Raw genomic sequence first — 21,818 nt, 5'->3', positions numbered from 1 at the left:
CGCCAGTAATTATTCTGAATGTTCAGAAAGATCACGAAACAGCCAAGCTCGTGCAAACGACCACAACCGGTCAGCACTTCGCAGAGGTAAATCGAGCACTGCAGCTGCCTCGGCATGGGTACAACCAGCAAAATAACGCAATTTCACCAGCTCTGCTGCAACAGGATCTACAGCATGGAGACCATCCAGCGCCTCGTGCACATCCAGAATATGATCAGCCTGCTTGAGTGAGATGTCATCCGCTGATTGCTTGTCTGCTCCGGCTCCTCGTTTCAAACTCTGCTTTTGCCGATACCGCTCGACCAGAATTCGTCGCATCGCCTCTGCAGCTGCTGCAAAGAAATAACGGCGCTTATCCCCGTTTTCTGCATTCTCTCCAGGTGGGAGAGGGGTTGGGGGTGAGGGGTGTTCGGCTAGCGGTGATTTCATCAGTCTCAACCATGCCTCGTGCACCAGCGCCGTCGGCTGCAACGTCTGTCCAGGTTGCTCCCTCGCCATCTTCATTGCTGCCAATTGACGCAACTCCTCATAGACCAGCGGCAACAGTTGCTCCATAGCCTGTGGCTCGCCACGCTCCATCGCCTGAAGTATTCTGGTTACGTCAGTCATTCACCTAGCCTAACTGCCATGACACTACATTGCCAGCATCAATGATGGTAAGGTCCATATGAATTCGTGTTACTTGACTGGCTGAATAGTGACAGTCGGGCCATCCCAACCGACCATGGTATCTCCACCCTGAATTTTCACTGCTGCCCGAACAGGTACTCCCAGCATGTTAGCGAGAGCCTGCATGAAGTTCGTGCCAATTGATGAAGTATTGGCAGCAGGCTTGCGTGCATTGTCTTTGCCAGGCGGCGCACTCACTGTTGGTCCACTGGCTGCCGCGGTGTTACAGGAATGGAGTTCACACACTCCAGATGGGTCCATGCACGGACGGAACGCTGCAAGCTTGTGAACGTTAGACGCCACCAGATGTCGATAAGGCGAACCGTTGGAGGTTGATCCGCCAGACTGGTTATATCCACCGGCAATGGGTTCGCTGTAAAGCTCAAGGCCCCCTGGAAAGCCATGACATTGAAAACTCAGCAGCTTAATCTGACCTGTCGCTCCTACAAGATTGGCCATTTCGGTTGCAATGGCTTCCACCAGAGGGGCTGCTGTGGGGAATTTCTCATCAAGAACCAGAACTTTGCCAGGCTGAGACTGCATTTCAGAGACTGGAACGAAATCGCGAGTTGAAGCGACATATAGCACTTGATTGCTGTTCATTTTGGCTCTCCACAAAAAATGAGCGTGTTCAAGAAACCGGGCTCATAGCTTTCAAAGTAACCTGCGAAATCGGTTGAGTGATCGCGCCAAAATAAGTCTGGAATTTTTGAAAATGTGACGTGCTGACGCGGGTGACTAATAATAACGAATTTTTCAAGACTATTTTTGGGCGGGCATACCGGTCCCGATATTCGATTTCTTATATTCGTTCCATTCATCTCTGTTCATTTTGCCTTGGCTTTGGCGAACCAGCTTGAGGCTGTTCCAACCAGGATTATTAGGCACAGGTGACTCCCATTTCTGTAGGAAACCATCAGACTGGTTGATCCACAGTTGCGAAAGTTGGTCTTTCATTCCTTTTCCACGAACCTCATAGCGCCAGGTATCAATGCCATCAAATTTCTCCGCTTTTACATATTTGGCGAGTACCGATCCACGATCTTCTACCAGTGGTGGACTGCTGCGAAAAGTGGGTTCGACTATGGAAAACTGAAAATCGAATGCGGGGTTTTTCAGGTATGGCAAGGTCACATTAAGAGACATTAAATCGAAGTTGTAGACATGCACCGGAAATACGCTAACCGTTAATTCATCGCTAACTGTTCCGATTTTTACCAGCAACTTGTCTTTTTCCAGGGTAACCGTGGCACGTGATTCACGCTTGCCTGATCTGGTCACCACACCGCCATCCAGATGTGCAAAGCTGAAACGTGACCAATCCATACGTGCAATGACATCAGCAGCATCGATCAGACCTTTTTCACTCTTATAAACTTCGATACAGTCAGCATCAGCAATATACATGGTAATCAAAGATGGCTTGGATCCATCCAAGTTTGATTTGACATACTGCACCAGGGTACCAGGAGTCACCTTCCCAGGCTGATATGCGAATGCGGATGATGGCTGCGCAGCGAGGGGATTCTGCAGCCATGCCATCAGGAGAAATGCAGGTAGAAACAACCTGATTGAAACAGGTGAAATGAGCTTCATCTCATGCTCCAGAGCAGACTACTTGGTTGGTTCAATTGGCTTGGAAGAAAGATTCTGAAAAGCTTTCTTGAGCACATCAATCAATCCCCAGCCACTGACCATGCCAAGCAGATAAACAAGGAGAATCAACAGGATTTTAGGCATGGATAAGGAAAACACCAGAAACTGCACGTCAACAGATTCAAGGTTCTGTATGGCGAAAATCACCATGACTACAAGCAACACTACGGAAAGCAGAGTACTGATACGTTTCATGTTTCACCCCAGGTATCATTCAGTTGATAGTTGGAGAAAATACTATCGCCTTTCTCCATACTTTGCGATGTAATTCGATTCCTGATGTGAGTAATTTGCCTGACTCCATTCGGTTCATGCCAGTTTTGACATGTGTGAAGATTCCAGTGGCTTTTGACTCTGATGATAGATACTCTGCAAGGTGTTGATACACCATGGAGTCTGCATCGATGCACTGGATTCTCAAGGCAGCATGTGTGCTGGCAGTTGTTCTTTCCATACTACCCGCACTCGAAGCACAAGCGCCGACTGATGAACAAGACAAGGTCAAGCCGTTTCAGGCGATGAAATACCGCTCGATAGGGCCGTACCGAGGTGGTCGTTCTGCAGCAGTCACGGGTGTACCTGGCAAACCAATGCTCTTCTATTTCGGGAGCGTGGGGGGCGGCGTCTGGCGAACCACCGATGCCGGCACCAGTTGGATGAACATTTCGGATGGCTTCTTTGGCGGTTCCATTGGTGCAGTGGCTGTCAGCGAATCTGATCACAATGTCATCTACGTGGGTGGTGGCGAAAAAACCGTGCGAGGCAACGTCTCGCATGGATACGGCATGTGGCGTTCAACTGATGCAGGCAAAACATGGAAGTCTATTGGTCTGGAAGACAGCAGACATATTTCACGCATCAGAATTCATCCGACCAATCCAGACATCTTGTATGTTGCTGCCATGGGTCACCTGTACGGCCCCAATAAACAGCGTGGCATATTTCGCAGCAAGGATGGAGGAACAACCTGGCAGAATATACTCTTTGTGAATGAAGAAGTGGGTGCGGTTGATCTGTTACTTGATCCGAATAATCCACGCATTCTGTTCGCAACTACCTGGCGCATCAAGCGAACAGCTTACAGCCTGGAAAGCGGCGGCGATGGATCGGGGTTATGGAAAAGCACCGATGGTGGAGATACCTGGAAGGAAATTACGCGGAGCAAAGGGTTGCCCAAAGCCACGGTAGGCATCATTGGAATTACTGTCTCACCAGTTAACTCCGATCGCATGTGGGCCATCATCGAAGCAGATGATGGCGGTGTATTCCGCACCGATGATGGCGGCCTGAATTGGTCACGCACCAGTGAAGACCGCAACCTCAGGCAACGAGCCTGGTATTACACCCGCATCTATGCACATCCCAAAAATCTGGATGAAGTCTTTGTCGTCAATGTAGACTTTTTGCGATCTACCGACGGAGGCAGAACTTTCAAAGGAATACCAACGCCACACGGAGATCATCACGATCTGTGGATCGATCCGCAGGAGCCGAGTCGCATGATCGTGGCAGATGATGGCGGCGCTCAGGTCACCACCAATGCTGGTGCCGCCTGGAGTACTTATCAGAATCAGCCCACGGCACAGTTTTATCGAGTGACAACGGACAATCACTTCCCCTACCGCATTTATGGTGCACAGCAGGATAACTCGACGGTTCGCATTGCCAGCCGGAGTGATGGATTCAGCATCACCGACAATGATTGGGAATCAACCGCGGGTGGCGAAAGCGGGCACATCGCAGTCAATCCAGATAACCCTGATATCGTGTATGGCGGTTCTTACGGCGGATTTCTGACTCGGGTGAATCACAAAACCAAGGAAGTCCGCATGATCAACGTCTGGCCTGACAATCCCATCGGGCATGGCGCTGCCGATTTGAAATACCGGTTCCAGTGGAATTTCCCAATATTCTTCTCCCCTCACGATTCCAAGACTCTTTATGCAGCAGGCAATGTGCTGTTTAAGACGACCAACGAAGGACAGACCTGGCAGGCCATCAGCCCTGATCTCACTCGCAACGATAAATCGAAGCAAGGCCCCTCGGGTGGACCCATCACCAAAGATAACACCTCAGTTGAATACTACTGCACCATTTTTGCAGCATTGGAATCACCACATGAGAAAGGCGTTCTGTGGGCAGGCACCGATGATGGCGTGCTGCAACTTTCTCGCGATGCTGGCAAATCGTGGAGCAAGGTAACTCCTCCTGATCTTCCCGAATGGAGCCAGATCAACAGCATTGAAATACATCCCACCGAAAAAGGTGGTTTGTATGTGGCTGCCACCCGTTACAAACTCGATGATTTCAAACCGTATCTCTACAAGACAACTGATTATGGCAAAACCTGGACTCGTATCGTCAATGGGATCAAGGATGATCATTTCACGCGAGTCATTCGTGCTGACAGCAAGCGTGCTGGGCTTCTCTATGCAGGCACAGAATCAGGCATGTATGTTTCCTTTGATGATGGTGCAAGCTGGCAGTCGTTTCAGTTAAACCTGCCTATTGTGCCGATTACCGATCTGGCTCTTAAGAATGATGACCTTGTTGTCGCAACACAAGGGCGTTCATTCTGGGTGCTCGATGATCTGACTCCACTGCATCAGCATTCCAATGATATCGCTGACAAGGGAATTCATCTGCTTAAGCCCCGCCCTGCCCTGCGTTTACCCGGTGGTGGTGGGTTTGGTGGTGATGACGGTCCACCCCAGGCTCGGCTGGCTGGTCAGAATCCACCTTCCGGTGCTGTCATCTATTACTATCTCAAAGACAAACCTGATGAAAAGAAGGCCGTCACCGTTGAAATCCTTGATCAGTCTGGCGCACTGATCCGGAAGTACAGCACCACTGCAGAAAAGCCAGCAGAGAAAATACAGGTAAAGGCAGGCATGAATCGCTTTGTCTGGAATCTGCGCTATGCTGATGCAGAAGGGTTTACCGGAATGATCATCTGGGGAAGTTTAACTGGCCCCAAAGCGCCGCCTGGCAAGTATCAGGTTCGCATCAAGACCGGCGATCTCGAACAAACCACTGCGTTCGAGGTGAAGCCTGATCCACGCAGTTCTGCCAGTCAGGAAGATTACCTGGCACAGTTCCAATATCTACTGGAAGTGCGTGACAAGCTGACAGAAACACATACCGGTATCAAGCAACTGCGTGATATCCGCGAGCAGATTTCCGGCATCAACAAACGCATCAAGGATAAGCCTGATGTCAGCAACATTCTCGAACTGGGCAAAGTCATTGAAAAGCGTTTGACTGCCATTGAAGAAACGCTTTATCAGACCAAAGCGAAAAGCTCGCAGGACTTGCTCAATTTCCCTATTCGTCTGAACAACAAGCTGGCAGCCCTCGCCGGTAATGCGGGGTTCGGCGACAATCGACCAACTGACTCCACCATCGAGTATAAAAAGGAAATCGTTCGACAGATTGATGCCGAACTCTCATCGCTGAAGCAGGTCATCACCGATGACGTCAAACGGTACAATGAACTGCTGGAGCAGAAGAAAATCCCCGGAATCTTTTCAGATTCGGCTGACAAGAAACCCGCAGGTAAGTAATTTCCAACCGCATTCATTCGACGGAGTTCCACCATGAACATGTTACGACGCAGATTACTTCAAACCAGCCTGGCTGGTGTCCTCGCTGGTTCGATCAACTTACCGCTGATGTCGGCACCAACAAGAAAAGTGCGTCTGAAGAAAGCTGTAAAATTCAGCATGATCAAAGCCCCAAGCATTATGGAGCGTTTTGAACTGGCCAAAAAATGCGGGTTCATGGGTGTCGAGATTGATTCTCCCAATGAACTGGATCGCACGGAAATGGTGCAGGCGCGGGATAAAACCGGCATTGTCATTCATGGCACCATCGATTCGGTTCACTGGAACAAGCGACTGTCTGACCCCAATCCTGAGGTAAGAGCCCAGGGCTTGGAAGCTCTCAAAATAGCGATGAATGATGCAAAATTTTATGAAGCTGACACCTGTCTGCTCGTTCCGGGTGCAGTGAAGAACAAGGAAACGGAAAACTTTGATCAGTGCTGGGAGCGCTCGACGGCGGAAATCAAAAAAGTGCTCCCCCTGGCGGAAAAGCTGAACATCAAAATAGCCATCGAAGTGGTATGGAACGACTTCCTGACAACCCCGGAAATGCTTATCAAATACGTGGATCAATTCCAGTCTCCCTGGGTGGGAGCTTACTTTGATGCATCCAACATGATGAAGTATGGCGTGCCATCTGAAGAATGGATTCGCAAACTAGGCAAGCGCATGCTGAAGCTCGATTTCAAAGGTTATCACCATGATCGCAAATGGGTCAAGATCGGTGAGGGCAGTGAGAACTGGCCAGCCATCCTCCAGGCCTGCGAAGAAGTAGGCTACAACAGTTGGGCCACGGCAGAAGTTCCAGGTGGCGGTAAAAAAGAGCTGATGGATATCAGCCGAAGGATGGACAAGATTCTCGAACTGACTTAGCGCTGTTTAAGCCAGGCTATGATCAGCGATGCGCCGATGAGAATGACTATCACGGCCAGCATGATGTAGTGAATGATACCAGCCTGAGCAGAATCGAGTGGATGGTAGGGGCGATCATTAGCGATCAGTGCCTTCAGATCTGCATCCTTGCAAAAAGGCTTCAGGTATTCCAGCAAATCTGATGTAGAATTAATGCGCTTATCACGTTGCAATTCGAGCATGCGGATGAGAATTTTTCGCAACGGACTTTTCGTATCAGCCCGAATGGCGCTGACGGTCACATCGGGTCGTTGTAGCCACTGGTAAGCAACAACATTACCCGTTCGCCAGTCTCGGGGGGCTTTGCCTGTCAGAAGGGTAAACAACGTTCCGCCTAAACTGTAAATGTCGGCACGGGCATCAACCGTTCTGCTGTCTTCCAGTTGTTCCGGTGCAATGTAATCGGGTGTGCCTACAGTCTGGTGAGCAACGGTAATGTTAATATCCTGGTGACTACTCTGCACACCATCCCAGATACGTGCCAGCCCCCAGTCGAGCAGTTTCACCTGCCCGGTAGGTGTGACCATGATGTTGGATGGCTTAATATCCCGGTGAATGACATTCTTGCTGTGTGCGTGCTCCAGGCCTGATGCCACCTGGTAGACGATTTCACAGGCATCGGGTACACGGAAAATACCCTGCCGGGTAATCAACCTGTCCAGGCTGATGCCTTCCACGCATTCCATCACCAGGTAAGGTGTCTCACCCGCCAGGTCAGCATCATACAAAGAGACAAGATTGGGATGATTGAGCTTGGTGAGAAGTTCCATCTCACGCCTGAATCTCTGGAAACTCTGAGCATCCATGGCCTGCAGTACTTTGATGGCGACAAATTGCCCAGTCACTTGATCCATAGCCCGGTAGACAGTTCCCATACTGCCGGAACCGAGCATATTGATGATGTTAAACCGCGGATGATTGGCCAGCACCAGGGGCAATTCAGCCAGTGCCGCCGTCGCATCCAACGGAATGATCGGTTTACTTCCGGTATCGAGGGTGTCCTGTGCGATATTGTAAGTATCGGAAACCGGATCACTCTCGACATTCATTCGTTGCAAGATGTCCTGACAGCCATGGCAGATGCGCAGGTGATTCCTGATCAGAGCCATTTCTGCCTGATCCAGCTTGTTCGCAACAAACGAACGAAGTTGGTCGCGACTGGGATGAGTGAGATCAGCGAACATGGCCTGCATGGAAAAGACCAAAGGCGACAGGTCTGCCTTAGTTTAGCTCCGAAACTGCTGTTTGTAGCGAAAAGCTGGAAAAACACATGCGGGTTTAGAGAACAGTAACCACTTTTATCACTCTGTGGCTTGAAAGTAATCGGAATTCCAGACTTAATGAAGCGGCCATTTAGCTATAAACATTCGCAAATTTATAAATATGTACACTATTTAACTGTATTTTGTTCATTTTCGAAAAATTCCTTTAACTGTACACTTGTACCGTTTCGATAGGTGCTGGTAGAGTAGATTCTCTGTGCTAAGAGTTCGTGAGGATCATTCGCATCAGGGGAGCTTCCTCATGTCGCTGCGTTACCTGTTCATTGATATGAACGCCTATTTTGCTTCAGTGGAGCAGCATGATAACCCTTCGCTGCGTGGCAAGCCAGTAGCTGTTGCTCCGGTTCTGGCTGAAACGAGTTGCTGCATAGCTGCCAGTTACGAAGCCAAGAAGCGGGGTGTGAAAACCGGAACCGGAATACGTGAAGCCAGACAGTTGTGTCCGGAAATCATCGTCGTACAGGCCCAACCACGACGGTATGTTGAGCTTCACCATCAGATTGTGGATGCTGTAGAGAAGGTTGTGCATGTCGATAAGGTCATGTCGATAGATGAGATGGCGTGTCGACTTCTGGGAGAAGAGCGTGAACCAGGCAAAGCCCGCAACCTGGCCCTGGAAATCAAGGGAACCATTCGGCAAACCCTGGGAGAGACGCTGCGTTGTTCCATCGGGATCGGGCCCAATGTCATGCTGGCCAAAGTCGCTGCTGACATGCAGAAGCCCGACGGTTTGACCATGATCGAAAAACAGGAACTTCCCGGCATGCTGGAGTCACTGCACCTGGAAGATTTACCCGGCATCGGCAGACGGATGCGTAAGCGGCTGAACAAGCAGGGGCTGGTTTCCATTCGGCAACTCTGCCAGTTATCCAAGCGGGAGTTGTGCCTGCTGTGGGGAAGCAGCGTGCTGGGCAGTCGATGGTATTATGCACTCCGAGGCGAAGATATTGAAGAGGTACCGACACGACGAAGTTCGGTAGGCCATTCCCATGTGCTGCCTCCGCAACTTCGGTGCGACACCGATGCTTGGGCGGTTCTGCAGCGCATGTTGTACAAGGCAGCGATGCGGCTACGGCATGATCATCTCAAAGCCCAGTCAATTACCGTTCATCTCGATTTCCTGGGACAGGATGGTTGGGGGTTGCGTCGCCGCATTGATCCCACGGCTGATACCCCTACTCTGCTCAAGCTACTGCATCATCTTTACTGGCGCAAGCCTGCTGGAAAAATTCTGAAAGTAGGCGTGGTTCTGGGTGATGTAGTTGATGCACGACAGATTCCCGAACACCTGTTCCCGCAGGATCGCAATCTGCTGGCTCTTTCCAAAACCATGGACGAAGTGAATCAGAAATTTGGCATTCAAGGTGCTTACTTTGGTGGCCTGCACAACGTGTTGCAACGAGCACCGATGCGGATTGCGTTTAACCGTATTCCCAATGTAGCCCTGGAAGCACTCAGTGAAGATTCCCCTGCTCCACCACCGGTGAAGTCGCTGTTTCCCTACAGCAGTGGCGGAGCCTGGGGAAGCCCGCCCGGAGGAGTTCCGAATCGAAAATAGTACTCAGCATATAGAATGAGAAAGTTATCCATACGGCTAGATATTTGATCATGAGTGCATCCGTACCTCCTGCTTCTCCCTATTCATCTCGCCAACGTAAAAAGCCCGTTCATGTACTCTGGAAACTGCTGTTTTCGATCTTGTTCGGATTACTGCTGCTGGAAATCGGATTGCGTTTGCAGCAGAAACTGGGGCCCTGGTTTGATCTGAACATGGCTGAGATACATCCGGGCATTGTTTCTGAAGAATTGAATCATCGTCCCGAACATCTGGCCACCTGGCCTTACGATGAAAATGGAATCATCCAGTATAGTTTTGATCGCATTCCGAAATCGGCCCAGGATGATCGTCGTGCCTGGAGAATGCTGTTCATGGGTGATTCGTTCATGCAGGGCTATGGCAAGGAAGCAGAGATACCCTGGCAAATCTGGTCACGTTATCGGGATGCTGGCATTCCCATGATTCCCTTTAATGCCGGGTACTATTCCTATTCGCCCAGTATCTTTGTGGTGCAGGCCAGGAAGATTCTTCCCGTGGTGAAGCCTGATATGGTGGTGGTCGTAATTGACAACACCGATATGGGAGATGATGCCTTCCGCTATCGCAACCTGGTCGAGCGTGATGAACAGGGAAAAATAGTCCGAGTGCGTTCCACACCCGGCTATGCTTTCTTCATCCAGGGATTTCTGGATGCCAAGCAGCACTGGCTCTACACCTGCCGACTGGTGCATAAACTGTATCACACCCGTTTTGCATATCCCAAAATGGATGCAGGCAAAACCAATCGCATTTCCGACCAGGTCTGTGAATCCATCAGCGATCAATCTGAAAATGTGAACGAAAAATACCGCGATGCAGTTCTGCTGTTTGAAAACAATCTGCGAGAATTGGCAGATGTCTTGATCCAGCAGGTTGGAACAGGGCAGCGCGTGCTGTGGGTGTGTCATCCTAATCCGTTTCATCTACAGGGTACCAAAGAAAAACCGACACCTAATCAACTGGTATTTCATGCAGTTGAGAAAATTGCCAGGGAAAAGAATCTGCACTACTACAATGCAACCGATGATTTGCGGAAGGCATTAGGCAACAATTATGAACAGTATTATTTGAAAGGCGATCCTGTCTATCACTTCAATCAACAGGGCGTACCGCTGTATGCTCAACAGATTTTCGAGCATCTTCCGGCGGATTGGAAAGTGCAAAAGAAGGAATGATGATACCTGCAAGAGTTCTGCCACACAGGTCAAGATCATTATTCTTCATTTTCATAGCCAGACTCGTTTCCTCATCGAGCTATCGACGATGTTTTGTAAGAAGCACCTGCTGTAAAAGGAAGGATTTACAAAATCCCCAGCAGGAACAGTTTACCTGACCGAAAAGGTTTCACCAGTCTAGTTTGTCGTAACTACCGTACAGGTCTGACACTACGGCAAATAAATCGGTGCGCCTGGCAGCAACTGAAGTAGCTTGGCCTTCCGTTTGCGGGAAGAATGGTGTTGACTGTGTGCCTTGCGCACTCCAGGGATTGGAACAGCTCATGATTCTTCGCCAGTTTAACATCATTCTCGGCCTGTTGGTGGTGTGGAACGTCTTTGTTCAACCCGCCTATGGTGCTGGTGAATTTGTCACAGCCAATTTTGTGGTCAACGCGCCGAATCAGCAGATCGCCCAGAAAGTGGGCGAGTATGCAGAACGCTGGCGACGAGAAAAAGCCATGGAGTGGCTGGGCCGCGAGATGCCACCCTGGGGCAAGAAATGCCCACTAACAGTTCAAGTTACCCCCAGTGGCTCCTCAGGCGAAACGACATTTGCTTTTGATAACGGCGCGATTCTCGATCAACGTATGCTGGTTTCAGGTTCGCTGGAGCGCATTGTCAACAGTGTGCTGCCTCACGAAATCACACATACCGTCTTTGCCTACAAGTTCCGCCAGCCTCTGCCCCGCTGGGCCGATGAAGGTGGTTCGGTGCTTTCGGAAGATGATCATGAACGCAAAAAACATGATGATCTGATTCGTCGTTACCTGGCACAGGGAAATCAGGCATATCGCCTGCGAACCCTGATGACCATGATGACCTATCCGCGAACCGGTGAAGATGTCATTACGCTGTATGCCGAAGGATACTCGGTGGTTCGATTCCTGGTCGAGTCAAGTAACAAAAGAGCTTTTCTTGATTTCCTTGCCGATGGCATCCAGCCACAGATAGGTTGGGACCGCGCATTAAATAAGCATTATGGGTTACGCAATATCGAACAACTCGAACAAGTCTGGCTGAAATGGATGCTCTCCTGGTGCAACCCGCAAGCACTGCTCCAGGATCATCCTGGCAAGTCCACCACACTGGTTGCCAGCAACAACAGCAATAATTCCAGCCAATCCCAGGCTGCCCGTGTTGATACGCGAAATAATGTGTCAGCAGTCAGCGGCACTCGAACAGGTACCAGCGCAGTCATTCGTGGCAATAATCCAGGTGACGAGTTGAGCAGCAGCACACCAGCACAAACAGCAGTTTCACTGGATCGTCCGTGGTCACCTGTTGACGCAACACCGTCAATGCCAACTTCTGCCCCCCCTGGCTGGAAACCACTGCGTGCCAATCTAGGTCAGCCGATACCTCATTAAACTGCGCTGCTATGCGACAAGATGCAGTTCAATGAACTTCGAGCTTTTATGATTCTCAATGAAAAGTTTCAGTAGTGGTGGTAACCTCGCGTGCCTTGAGCTAAAGTAAGAACATCTCAGGCTTCACGATTTGGAAGTTGCCATGCAACAGAAACCAGTACCCCGCGGCCCGATGGCCGGACCATCCTACCAGCCTCCTTCGGCCCCCCCCACGCCAGGGGGTGTTCGAGTAGGTGGAGGCGAACAACCGCGTCTGCAGACATCACAGCAATATCTGCGAACTCCCATCGTCCGATATTCAAGCCGGATGCGAGTTGGAAAACTGCATCCACTGAAAATTACACTGACTTCCGTCAGTGGTGAAGCAGAAGCTTTCAAACCGCAAACACTTTCAGGCGGATTTGATCCACCTATCGTGGTACAGTTAACAGTCCCTGGAGCACTTGTCACTCCGCCCCATGTCATCATGGCTATTTCAGGTGGAGAAGCACATTTCGTTGTTCAGCCTCTCATGACAGGTAAGCTGCTTGGCGCCAAGGTGGAGTTTCTTTCACAAGGCCGCAAGGTAAGTGAAATCGCACTGCCGATGAAAGCCAATCGTGGCACATTGGCTAAGCTTCTGGTTGTTTTTGCATTACTGTTGCCATTCCTGATCCATTATCTTCCCGTTCCGACCTTCACGGATAAGCCAGAAATCAAAGCCCCGCCACTTCAGTCAATCTTGCGTGGCAGACGTCCGCCACCATCCACAGCACCTGTGAAGACTGCTCCCGAAAAGAATACAAACGAAAGCCCTGAGAAGAATAAGTCACCCGAAAAACAACCGGCAAAGAACGATAAGGAAAAAACTGCTTTTCAGTTTCCCTCTGCAGCCTATCTAACCATGCTGCTCATAAATCAGGAGTCTGAAAAAAATGCAGATAAAAAGGAACAACCCCCTCCTGAAAAAAATGCTCCAACCGAAACTGCCGGAACGCGACCAACTTCGAGCAGTGGAACAACTCTCAGCGGAGGGAGTCAAAACCTTCCAGAATCTGAAGCAAAGCCAAACGCTGAAGCTCCTGCCGGTATCGTGCGAAGGGGTGAAGACGCCATCTGGGCCTGGACTCGCAACCTGCTGGAGCAAGCAGGCTATCCCACCAAGCTGGTAAAAACAGAATCTCTCAATGCTTTCGGAACCATGCTGACCGCCCAGCGGGAATATGAGATAACGGGCGATTGCAGACAGGAGTGGGGCACTCAGCGTTTGATGGCTATTGCCATGTACTACCTGGAACCTGTCAACCGGTTACTCTACCGCTTTTTCATCGACTTTCCCAAAGGCTGGGCGTTTGGAGATCTCATTCTGCCACTGTTCTTTCTAGCCCTGGCAGCGATCATCTGGATGTTCACGAGTCCAAATAAACGGAAACTCAAAGGCCCTGTAATGGATATCCGCCTGGCAGGATGATGTCATGTCTTTTTCAATCAACACCAGCCTGCGGGCTGGTGTTTTCGTTTTACTTTCAACTCATACGTTAGATAGCTTCCAGTATTACAGACACCTGTTACCATTTTTGATTGCTAGAATAGTGAAATGAGTATTCACCACGATGAACGCATCCTGATTTTTGATTTCGGAGCCCAATATGTGCAGTTAATTGCACGACGGGTAAGGGAACTTCATGTCTTCGCTCAGATTGTTCGTGCTGACCTGCCTGCATCACGCGTAAAAGAACTGGCGCCGACGGGAATCATTCTCTCTGGTAGCCCCCATAGTGTTTACGATCAAGGTGCACCGACGTGCGATCCAGCCATCTTTGATCTGGGCATTCCCATTCTCGGATTGTGCTATGGGATGCAATTAACCTGTCATTTGCTGGGTGGACAGGTCAAGCCAGCCAAAGAACGGGAGTTTGGGCGAGCTCATCTGCAGATACAGAAAACTGATCATCCACTGATGGCCGGCCTGCCCCAGGAAACTACCGTCTGGATGAGTCATGGCGATCAGGTGATTGATGCCGGTGGGTTGTTCACTCCACTGGCCTCCACCTCCACGTGCCCGATTGCAGCAGTGCAACACCAAACCAAACCGGTCTATGGTTTGCAATTTCATCCCGAAGTAAGTCACACACCACTGGGCAGCATCCTGCTGAAGAACTTCTTATATCAGATATGTGGATGCACCGGTCAATGGAAAATGCAGTCATTTGTCCGTGAAACCATTGATGAATTGAAAACACGCATTGGAAATGACCGAGTCATCTGCGGGTTATCAGGTGGTGTTGATTCTGCAGTAGTCGCTGCACTCTTGATCAAGGCTGCCGGCACACAGGTGGCTTGCATCTTTGTGAACAACGGCCTGCTGCGTGCCGGTGAAGTGGAATCCGTTCGCGAGACTTTTGAAAATCATTTCAAAGCTGATCTGCATGTTGTCGATGCCAGAGAACAATTCTTGAATGCCTTGAAAGGTGTGACCGATCCGCAACAGAAACGTAAGCTGATCGGACATATCTTTATCGATGTCTTCCAAAAGGAAGCTAAAAATATACAAGGCGCCAGATTCCTGGCACAGGGCACCCTTTACCCGGATGTCATCGAAAGTGGTGCAGCAGCAGACGGTCCAGCAGCTACCATAAAAACCCACCACAATGTAGGCGGATTGCCTGAACAATTAGGGTTTGAACTGATTGAACCACTTCGCGATTTGTTCAAGGATGAAGTCCGTGCCATGGGACTTGAACTTGGATTGCCTGAATCCATGGTCTGGAGGCATCCATTCCCTGGTCCAGGGCTGGCGGTTCGCTGCCTGGGCGCAGTCGAAGAAGCAAAGTTGAATATCCTTCGCCAGGCAGATGCCATCTTTCTGGATGAACTGCACAAGGCCCACTTGTATCGTGAAGTCTCACAGGCCTTTGCGGTACTGCTGCCGGTACAAACCGTTGGTGTGATGGGAGATGGACGAACGTATGACAGCGTCGTTGCCTTGCGTGCGGTCAAAACAGATGATTTCATGACAGCAGACTGGGCACATTTACCGCATGAATTTCTCAGCAAAGTATCTACACGCATCATCAACGAAGTACGCGGAGTGAACCGCGTGGCTTACGATATCAGCAGCAAGCCACCGGCCACCATTGAATGGGAATAACATGGATTTTGGATCGTGGGCAGCCTGGGCTAATGCTCTTGTCGCCATTGTCGGGTTGGGCGGCATCTTCTACCAGACGCGCCGCGCCCGGCAACTGAATTCTGCCAATCTCCTGCTGGCCCTGGAATCGAAGTTTGGTGAGCCAGGCATGATCCTGGCTCGCAAGGAATTTGCCATTCGGATCAATGAGCATCTGCATTCCACTGAAAATGCCTTGTCGGGCTATCACCCGGTACTCGCCTTTTACGATATGCTTGCTTCACAAGTGAACCGGGGAGTTCTCGACGAAAAACTGATCTGGCATCGTTTCGGCTGGCGCGTCATTCGCTGCTGGCTCGCCATCTCCATGAATCCCCGGCATCAGCATCAACAGTTACCTGCGCCGGGCAGCCTGATGGATCGCATGCGATCCATGGAAAATGAACCTACCATTTACGATATGTTCGAATGGCTGGGCAACCGGTTTGTAGCGAAAGATACTAAAATCAACCGAGGTGGCAAAAAACCTGATAAAGAGCTGCAATTGCAGATGGTCATGCAATACATCAAGCAGGAATCATCCCTGGTCGTTGGATATCATCCGTGATGCAGACATCAGGAATCCCCGTGTTGTCTCCACTGCAGGTATTGGCCAAGTATACCAATATCTGCCGAACTGCTCTGATTGAAAGACTGGCATATCGGGGCGATTTTTTCTTCGGCACCCTGCTCCGTTTCCTGCCGATGTTAACCACGATTCTGCTGTGGACAGCCATTTACAGGGGAGCAGGCACCGAGAAATTATCTGACTTTCGCTTCAATGAAATGATTGCCTACCTGCTGCTGGTGCATGTCAGCAGGATGTTCTCCTCCATGCCTGGCCTCTCGAATGGCATCGCGAGAGACATCAGACAGGGTGACCTCAAGAAATATCTCGTTCAGCCTCTGGATATGATTGGCTGGTTGCTGGCATACCGCATTGCTCACAAAATTGCCTACATCATTACTGCGGTTCCACCGTATGCCATCATCTTTGGATTAGCGTACAGCTACTTCGATACTGGTCCGTGGGGCTGGCAGTTGTGTGCCTACGTGTTTGCACTCCTCCTGGGATTTGCCATTGGGTTCTTCTTTGAAATCTGCATGGGTTGCATCGGTTTCTGGATGCTGGAAGTTTCCTCTCTGCTTTACATCATCAACACCATCAATTTCTTCGTTTCGGGACATATGTTCCCACTCGATTTGTTACCCACGGGTTGGGCTGAAGGATTAAAACTGTTGCCTTTCCAATACCTGGCATACTTTCCAGCCATGGTTTTCCTCAACAAAATTGAAGGTTGGGACCTGATTCGAGGATTACTCATCGGCACGGGTTGGGCCGTTGGCTGCATGATTTTCGCCCGCATTTTCTACCTACGAGGCTTGAAGAGATACAGTGCTTTTGGTGGGTAATCGCCGTTCAATTTCGACGAACATGTGTTTAAATGGCAGTGTCAATGCAAGCGATAGACCACGGTTAACGTCAGAATCGCAAGTCTTTAATTATCAATGACTTATGTATTCAATAAACGCAGGAATTATCTTCGTTTATCATCGTCTAATCAGCTTGTTTGGATAGAATATGGTGTGCTTCAATGAAGCTGCTAGTAACTCAAATATGCGACCAGAAAAGGGTGAGTAATGGCTGAAGTGCCTCCAGTTTCTAACGGTCAAGTTTACGATGAAAGCAATATTCAAGTTCTGAAGAATGCAGCCCATATCCGGCAGAATCCGGGTATGTACATTGGGGCTTCATCTGAAGCAGGCATGCACCATCTCTTTTATGAAGTCATTCATAATTCCATTGATGAAGCTATGGCGGGATATTGCAAGAACATCAGCGTATCCATCCATGTCGATGGCAGCATCAGCATTGAAGACGATGGCCGAGGCATCCCTGTTAACATTCACCCGGAGTACAACAGGCCAACGCTTGAACTGGTCATGTGCGAAGTAGGCGCGGGTGGCAAGTTCAACAAGGACAGCTACAAGATTTCGGGTGGCTTGCATGGAATGGGCATCAAAGCCGTCAATGCACTTTCCGAATGGACCACAGTTCAAGTCCGCCGTAACGACAAATTGTATCAGCAGGATTACGAACGCGGTGTACCCAGCACTCCCATTCAGGAACTGGGCGCTACACAGGGAACTGGTACGAAAATCACCTTCCGTCCTGATCCTGAACCACCTTTCTTCCCGAATTGCGAATTCAACTACGATACGATCGAAAGCCGCCTGCGAGAACTGGCATTTCTCAACCCCGGGCTTTGCATCAAGCTGAAAGATGAACGGGTGGAAGGGCGTGAAGAATCATTCCTCTATGAAGGTGGCATCGTTGATTATCTCGCCTGGATGAACCGTACGGATGACGCTCTGCATCCGGCAGTATACGTCAATGATTCACGCGATGGCGTAGATGTACAGGCTGCGCTGCAGTACATCACCGCTGAAGCAGAACGTATTCGAGGCTATTCCAACAACATCCATAACTCTGGCGGTGGCACACATGTCTCAGGCTTGCGTACGGCGCTAACACGTACTATTGGCAACTATGCTTCCAAGCAGGGTATGGTTAAGGAAAGCATGAACCTTCAAGGTGATGATTTTCGCGAAGGGCTGACCGCCATCATCAACCTCCGTGCCCCTCATCCGCAGTACAACAACCAGGCAAAGGAAAAACTGACCACAGCAGAAATTGAAGGAATCGTGGCCAGCGTGGTAGGAGAAAAACTGGGCAGGTTCCTGGAAGAAAACCCCGCCATCGCCAAGAAGATCGTACAAAAAGTAATCCTGGCTGCTGAGGCACGTGAAGCTGCAGCCAAAGCCCGGCAGTTGGTTCGCAAAACCAAAAACATTCTGAACAGTGGCGGCCTGCCTGGCAAGCTGATGGATTGTCGCAGCAAAAACCGCGATGAATGTGAGATATTCCTCGTGGAAGGTGACTCGGCAGGTGGCTCAGCAGATGGTGGTCGCGACAGTTATTACCAGGCTGTACTTCCACTTCGTGGAAAAATTCTCAACGTTGAAAAAGCCCGTATCGACAAAATGCTGGCCAACGAAGAAATCTGCAACATTATTGCCGCTGTCGGTACCGACATTGGCCAGGCGGAAGACACCTCCAAACGCAACTATGGCAAGATTATCCTGCTCACCGATGCCGATGTTGACGGCAGCCACATTCGCACCCTGATACTGACGTTTCTGTACCGCCAGATGCCCCTCATGGTGAGCGAAGGACATATTTATCTTGCCCAGCCACCACTCTATCGCGTGATTCAGAAAAAACAGACACGCTACGTTCAAACCAAGGAAATGATGGATAGAGAGTTATTGGATCGAGGTGTTAATGGTACCTCGCTGAAAATCGAAAACAGCAAATCACTGGCGGGCGAACAGTTGAAACCGCTCCTTAGCGTGCTTCATGCACTGGAAACTCCCGTCAACACGCTGGAACGCAAAGGCGTAACGCTTCCCCAATTGCTGAAACATGCACAACAAGGTGTTCTGCCTTCGTGTCGGGTGTTCTTCGGCGGCAAGGAAAGCTGGTTCAAGACTTTACCAGAGGCAGAAGCCTATATCCAGGCCGAGACAGCTGCGAAGCCTGACCTTCCCGCTGCTGAACTCCAGGAACTGCATGAAGTGAAAGCATTGATGCGACATGCCGAAAAGTTGAAAGATTTTGGTCTGGGCATTGATTGTCTGATTACCCCGCCAGCGGTTGCCGGCGTTGAGCCTCCTCCACGATATTCTCTGGAAAATGGCGACATTACACGCTCGCTGACCGATCTGCGATTCATGCCGGAACAGATTCGCCTGTTTGGTGAAAAAGGCATGTCGATCACGCGGTTCAAGGGATTGGGAGAAATGAACCCAGAAGAACTCTGGGATACCACGCTTGATCCGGAAAAGCGAACGCTACTGAAGGTCAAGCTGGAAGATGCCATCAAGGCGGATGAAATGTTCCGCATTCTGATGGGCGACAAGGTGGAACCCCGACGGGAGTTCATCGAACGGCATGCTTTAGAGGTTCGTAATCTGGATGTGTAACGTTCTGATGCAACTTTAGCAGCAATTGAAATTCAACTCAAACAACGGTATGATTTTGTATCAGCTTACTCGGAATTGGCGTATGCAGCAGCTTATCCGCTTTCCCAATCAATATGACGTCATCCGTGAAGAAATGGCAAGGTTCAACCAGTTTTCGGTGGATCGCAAGTTTGAAATACTGGCCGACATGATTCAAACGGGACTTGAGCTTATTGAATTGTCGCCAAACAAGCACATCGAAGAACAAGCCCGTGAAAAGAACGAACTGGCATGGCAACAGGCGCATCAACGCCTGTTCAACAGCAAGAAGAGCCATTGGCATGACGATTTCAGCCAAACTGTTTGATGCACTGGATATCCAGTGTGCAGCCTTTGAGAAACGAAAGATAAAATATGCACTGATTGGCGGGGTCGCCCTCAGTTACCTTGGACACGCACGTTTCACCAAGGATATTGATTTCATTGTGCAGATCCCGCAGATTTCACTCCCGGGTTTGCTTGATGAATTGAATCAGCAAGGTTTTGAACTTGATCAATCCCAAGCCATCCGAGCCTGGACACAGGACAAAGTGTTAGTGCTCCATTTTGATGGTTATCGAATCGATTGGCTGAACCCTCCTTTGGCGTTGTACCAACATGTAATCGAAACTGCCAAGGAAGTGATATGGAAGAGCAAGCCCATCTCTGTGGCAACGCCGGAATCCATGGTCCTGCTCAAACTCATTGCATTTCGGGATAATGATAAATCTGATATTCAGGCACTGATTGCCGGTTTCAGCGAAAAACTCAACCTTTCCTACATAGAATCTGAATGGCAAACAATAGGCGATCTCTCCGACCCGCCAATGCAGTGGTTCAAAGAACACTACCAACAGATCACCACGCGTTCCAAATAGACTCGCGTTGACCCTTTTTACCATTCACGGTATCTTCCCCACGTTACTTGAACGTGAGGGATCACACCATGCGCGGATTACGGAAAACGGCTGCACTGCTGCTGTTATTGAGTATCACTTCTCTGAATTATGCCCAGGATAAAGTCCTGCTGAAAAACGAAATGAAGCCAGGTGATGGCTGGCATCTGGCCCTCGACATGAAACTCACTGGCAAGATCAAACTGCGCGATGGCGACAAGGTAGTAGGGCTTGACCTCAAGGCTGGCGCCAAGCACGAATTTGAAGAACGAGTGCTGACCGTCAGTGAAGGCAAGCCCACCAGTGTTGGCCGGTTTTATAATACTGCCAAAGCCGATATCACCCTGCAAGACAAATCGCTGACCAAAACGCTACGCAGCGATCGCCGCTTCATCGCTGCCCATACCAGTGTAGACAGCCCCACCATAACCTACTCACCGGTTGGGCCACTGACCGATGAAGAACTGGAAATTACTGCTGAGCATCTCGATGTGCTGGCTCTGCATGGCCTGTTACCCAATAAGGAAGTAGCAATTGGCGAGAAGTGGGATGTTTCCATCCCTGTTGCCCAGTCGCTGGCTGGTGTGGATGCGGTGATTTCCAGCAAGTTGGAATGCAAACTGGAAAAGATCGAACGAAACCATGCTGTCGTAACATTGACTGGCGAACTCGAAGGAATCCTGAAAGGTGCAACTCTGAAGGCATCACTGGCTGCAGGACTGGTTTACAGTCTGGAAACCAAAAAGTTCACTGGATGCACCTGGCGATACCGTGAAAACAAGGATCAGGGGCCTCTCAATCCCGCTTGCGAAATCGAAACCGAAGTGACAGCCACCTGGAAGCATGGTCTGGCTCTCACGGAAGTGACGGATGGCAAGGCAGCCACCATTGCTGCTCAGCCACCAGCAGCGCTCTTGATGCTGGAGTTCCGCGATGCCAACAATCGGTTTGCGTTCCACTATGATCGCCAGTGGGGCGTTGTCTCCAAGAATGAGAAACAAGTTGTCATGCGTCTGCTGGATCGTGGCGAATTGATCGCTCAGATGAACTTGAATCCCTATCAGCAGATGAAACCGGGTGAGCACATGAGTCTCGATGAAATCGAGAAACTCATCCAGCAGGCTCCGGGATACCAGCTTGAGAAAGTCATTGAGAAGGCCAACGTGGATGCTGCCCCAGGCTTCTGGATTGGCAAGGTCTCCACCACGGGAACTGCCAGTGATCTGCCGATGCAGCAAGTGGTGTATGCAGTAGCTGGGCCGCGAGGCGACCAGGTATTGTTGTCCTTTACAGTGGAAACCGAGCAGGCAGCAAAACTGGCTGGTCGTGATCTGTCGCTGGTGAAGACGGTCAGCCTGCCCACGCTACAGACAACGGGCGGCACTAAGTGATCGACGCAAATTCAT

18 protein-coding genes are annotated in these 21,818 nt (G+C 50.1%); 13 read left to right on the top strand and 5 right to left on the bottom strand.

What is annotated here, in order from left to right:
• Positions 1-9: 9 nt before the first annotated feature.
• The 4 genes from JNJ77_14095 to JNJ77_14080 all read right to left on the bottom strand — a co-directional run bounded on the left by JNJ77_14095 (position 10) and on the right by JNJ77_14080 (position 2,520).
• Positions 10-609 carry an RNA polymerase subunit sigma gene (locus tag JNJ77_14095; GenBank protein MBL8823717.1) on the bottom strand — a complete coding sequence of 200 codons (600 nt, stop codon included), beginning with the start codon at positions 607-609 and terminating at the stop codon, positions 10-12.
• Positions 610-678: 69 nt separating this feature from the next.
• Positions 679-1,272, bottom strand: coding sequence for a hypothetical protein (locus JNJ77_14090; protein MBL8823716.1), 594 nt, complete (start codon positions 1,270-1,272; stop codon positions 679-681).
• Positions 1,273-1,431: 159 nt separating this feature from the next.
• Positions 1,432-2,265 carry a hypothetical protein gene (locus JNJ77_14085; GenBank protein ID MBL8823715.1) on the bottom strand — a complete coding sequence of 278 codons (834 nt, stop codon included), beginning with the start codon at positions 2,263-2,265 and terminating at the stop codon, positions 1,432-1,434.
• Between the two features lie 18 nt (positions 2,266-2,283).
• Entirely contained in the window at positions 2,284-2,520 is a 237-nt protein-coding gene (locus JNJ77_14080; GenBank protein MBL8823714.1) for a DUF1049 domain-containing protein, read from the bottom strand.
• Positions 2,521-2,729: 209 nt separating this feature from the next.
• Here JNJ77_14080 and JNJ77_14075 point away from each other — a divergent pair, with 209 nt between their 5' ends.
• Both JNJ77_14075 and JNJ77_14070 read left to right on the top strand, forming a co-directional pair.
• Entirely contained in the window at positions 2,730-5,888 is a 3,159-nt protein-coding gene (locus JNJ77_14075; protein MBL8823713.1) for a glycosyl hydrolase, read from the top strand.
• 33 nt (positions 5,889-5,921) lie between these two features.
• A complete protein-coding gene (locus JNJ77_14070) occupies positions 5,922-6,800 on the top strand; it encodes a sugar phosphate isomerase/epimerase (protein MBL8823712.1) in 879 nt (292 codons plus the stop codon).
• On the opposite strand, the gene JNJ77_14065 is transcribed toward JNJ77_14070, so the two are convergent.
• On the bottom strand, positions 6,797-8,032 hold the full coding sequence (locus tag JNJ77_14065) for a serine/threonine protein kinase (protein MBL8823711.1): 1,236 nt from the start codon (positions 8,030-8,032) through the stop codon (positions 6,797-6,799). The genes JNJ77_14070 and JNJ77_14065 overlap by 4 nt on opposite strands.
• Before the next feature lie 331 nt (positions 8,033-8,363).
• Between JNJ77_14065 and JNJ77_14060 the strand changes: the two genes are divergently transcribed.
• From JNJ77_14060 to JNJ77_14010, 11 genes are all read left to right on the top strand, one after another.
• Positions 8,364-9,680, top strand: a complete 1,317-nt coding sequence (locus tag JNJ77_14060; GenBank protein ID MBL8823710.1) for a DNA polymerase — start codon at positions 8,364-8,366, stop codon at positions 9,678-9,680.
• A gap of 50 nt (positions 9,681-9,730) precedes the next feature.
• Entirely contained in the window at positions 9,731-10,894 is a 1,164-nt protein-coding gene (locus JNJ77_14055; GenBank protein ID MBL8823709.1) for a hypothetical protein, read from the top strand.
• A 323-nt stretch (positions 10,895-11,217) separates the two neighbouring features.
• Entirely contained in the window at positions 11,218-12,303 is a 1,086-nt protein-coding gene (locus JNJ77_14050; protein MBL8823708.1) for a hypothetical protein, read from the top strand.
• Between the two features lie 142 nt (positions 12,304-12,445).
• Positions 12,446-13,753, top strand: a complete 1,308-nt coding sequence (locus JNJ77_14045; GenBank protein MBL8823707.1) for a hypothetical protein — start codon at positions 12,446-12,448, stop codon at positions 13,751-13,753.
• Positions 13,754-13,879: 126 nt separating this feature from the next.
• Positions 13,880-15,433, top strand: a complete 1,554-nt coding sequence (gene guaA / locus JNJ77_14040; protein MBL8823706.1) for a glutamine-hydrolyzing GMP synthase — start codon at positions 13,880-13,882, stop codon at positions 15,431-15,433.
• A gap of 1 nt (position 15,434) precedes the next feature.
• Complete coding sequence (locus JNJ77_14035) at positions 15,435-16,019, top strand: hypothetical protein (protein MBL8823705.1); 585 nt, start codon at positions 15,435-15,437, stop codon at positions 16,017-16,019.
• A complete protein-coding gene (locus JNJ77_14030; protein ID MBL8823704.1) occupies positions 16,019-16,864 on the top strand; it encodes an ABC-2 family transporter protein in 846 nt (281 codons plus the stop codon). The genes JNJ77_14035 and JNJ77_14030 overlap by 1 nt, the downstream gene beginning before the upstream one ends.
• A 228-nt stretch (positions 16,865-17,092) precedes the next feature.
• Positions 17,093-19,498 carry a DNA gyrase subunit B gene (locus JNJ77_14025; protein MBL8823703.1) on the top strand — a complete coding sequence of 802 codons (2,406 nt, stop codon included), beginning with the start codon at positions 17,093-17,095 and terminating at the stop codon, positions 19,496-19,498.
• 82 nt (positions 19,499-19,580) lie between these two features.
• On the top strand, positions 19,581-19,844 hold the full coding sequence (locus JNJ77_14020; GenBank protein ID MBL8823702.1) for a hypothetical protein: 264 nt from the start codon (positions 19,581-19,583) through the stop codon (positions 19,842-19,844).
• Complete coding sequence (locus tag JNJ77_14015; protein MBL8823701.1) at positions 19,819-20,394, top strand: nucleotidyl transferase AbiEii/AbiGii toxin family protein; 576 nt, start codon at positions 19,819-19,821, stop codon at positions 20,392-20,394. The genes JNJ77_14020 and JNJ77_14015 overlap by 26 nt, the downstream gene beginning before the upstream one ends.
• 68 nt (positions 20,395-20,462) lie before the next feature.
• Complete coding sequence (locus tag JNJ77_14010; GenBank protein MBL8823700.1) at positions 20,463-21,803, top strand: hypothetical protein; 1,341 nt, start codon at positions 20,463-20,465, stop codon at positions 21,801-21,803.
• The last annotated feature ends 15 nt before the right edge of the window (positions 21,804-21,818 follow it).

The organism is Planctomycetia bacterium (assembly GCA_016795155.1).
GTDB lineage: Bacteria > Planctomycetota > Planctomycetia > Gemmatales > HRBIN36 > JAEUIE01.
The sequence above is the reverse complement of the archived record's forward strand: the minus strand, read 5'-3'. Positions and strand labels throughout refer to the sequence as shown.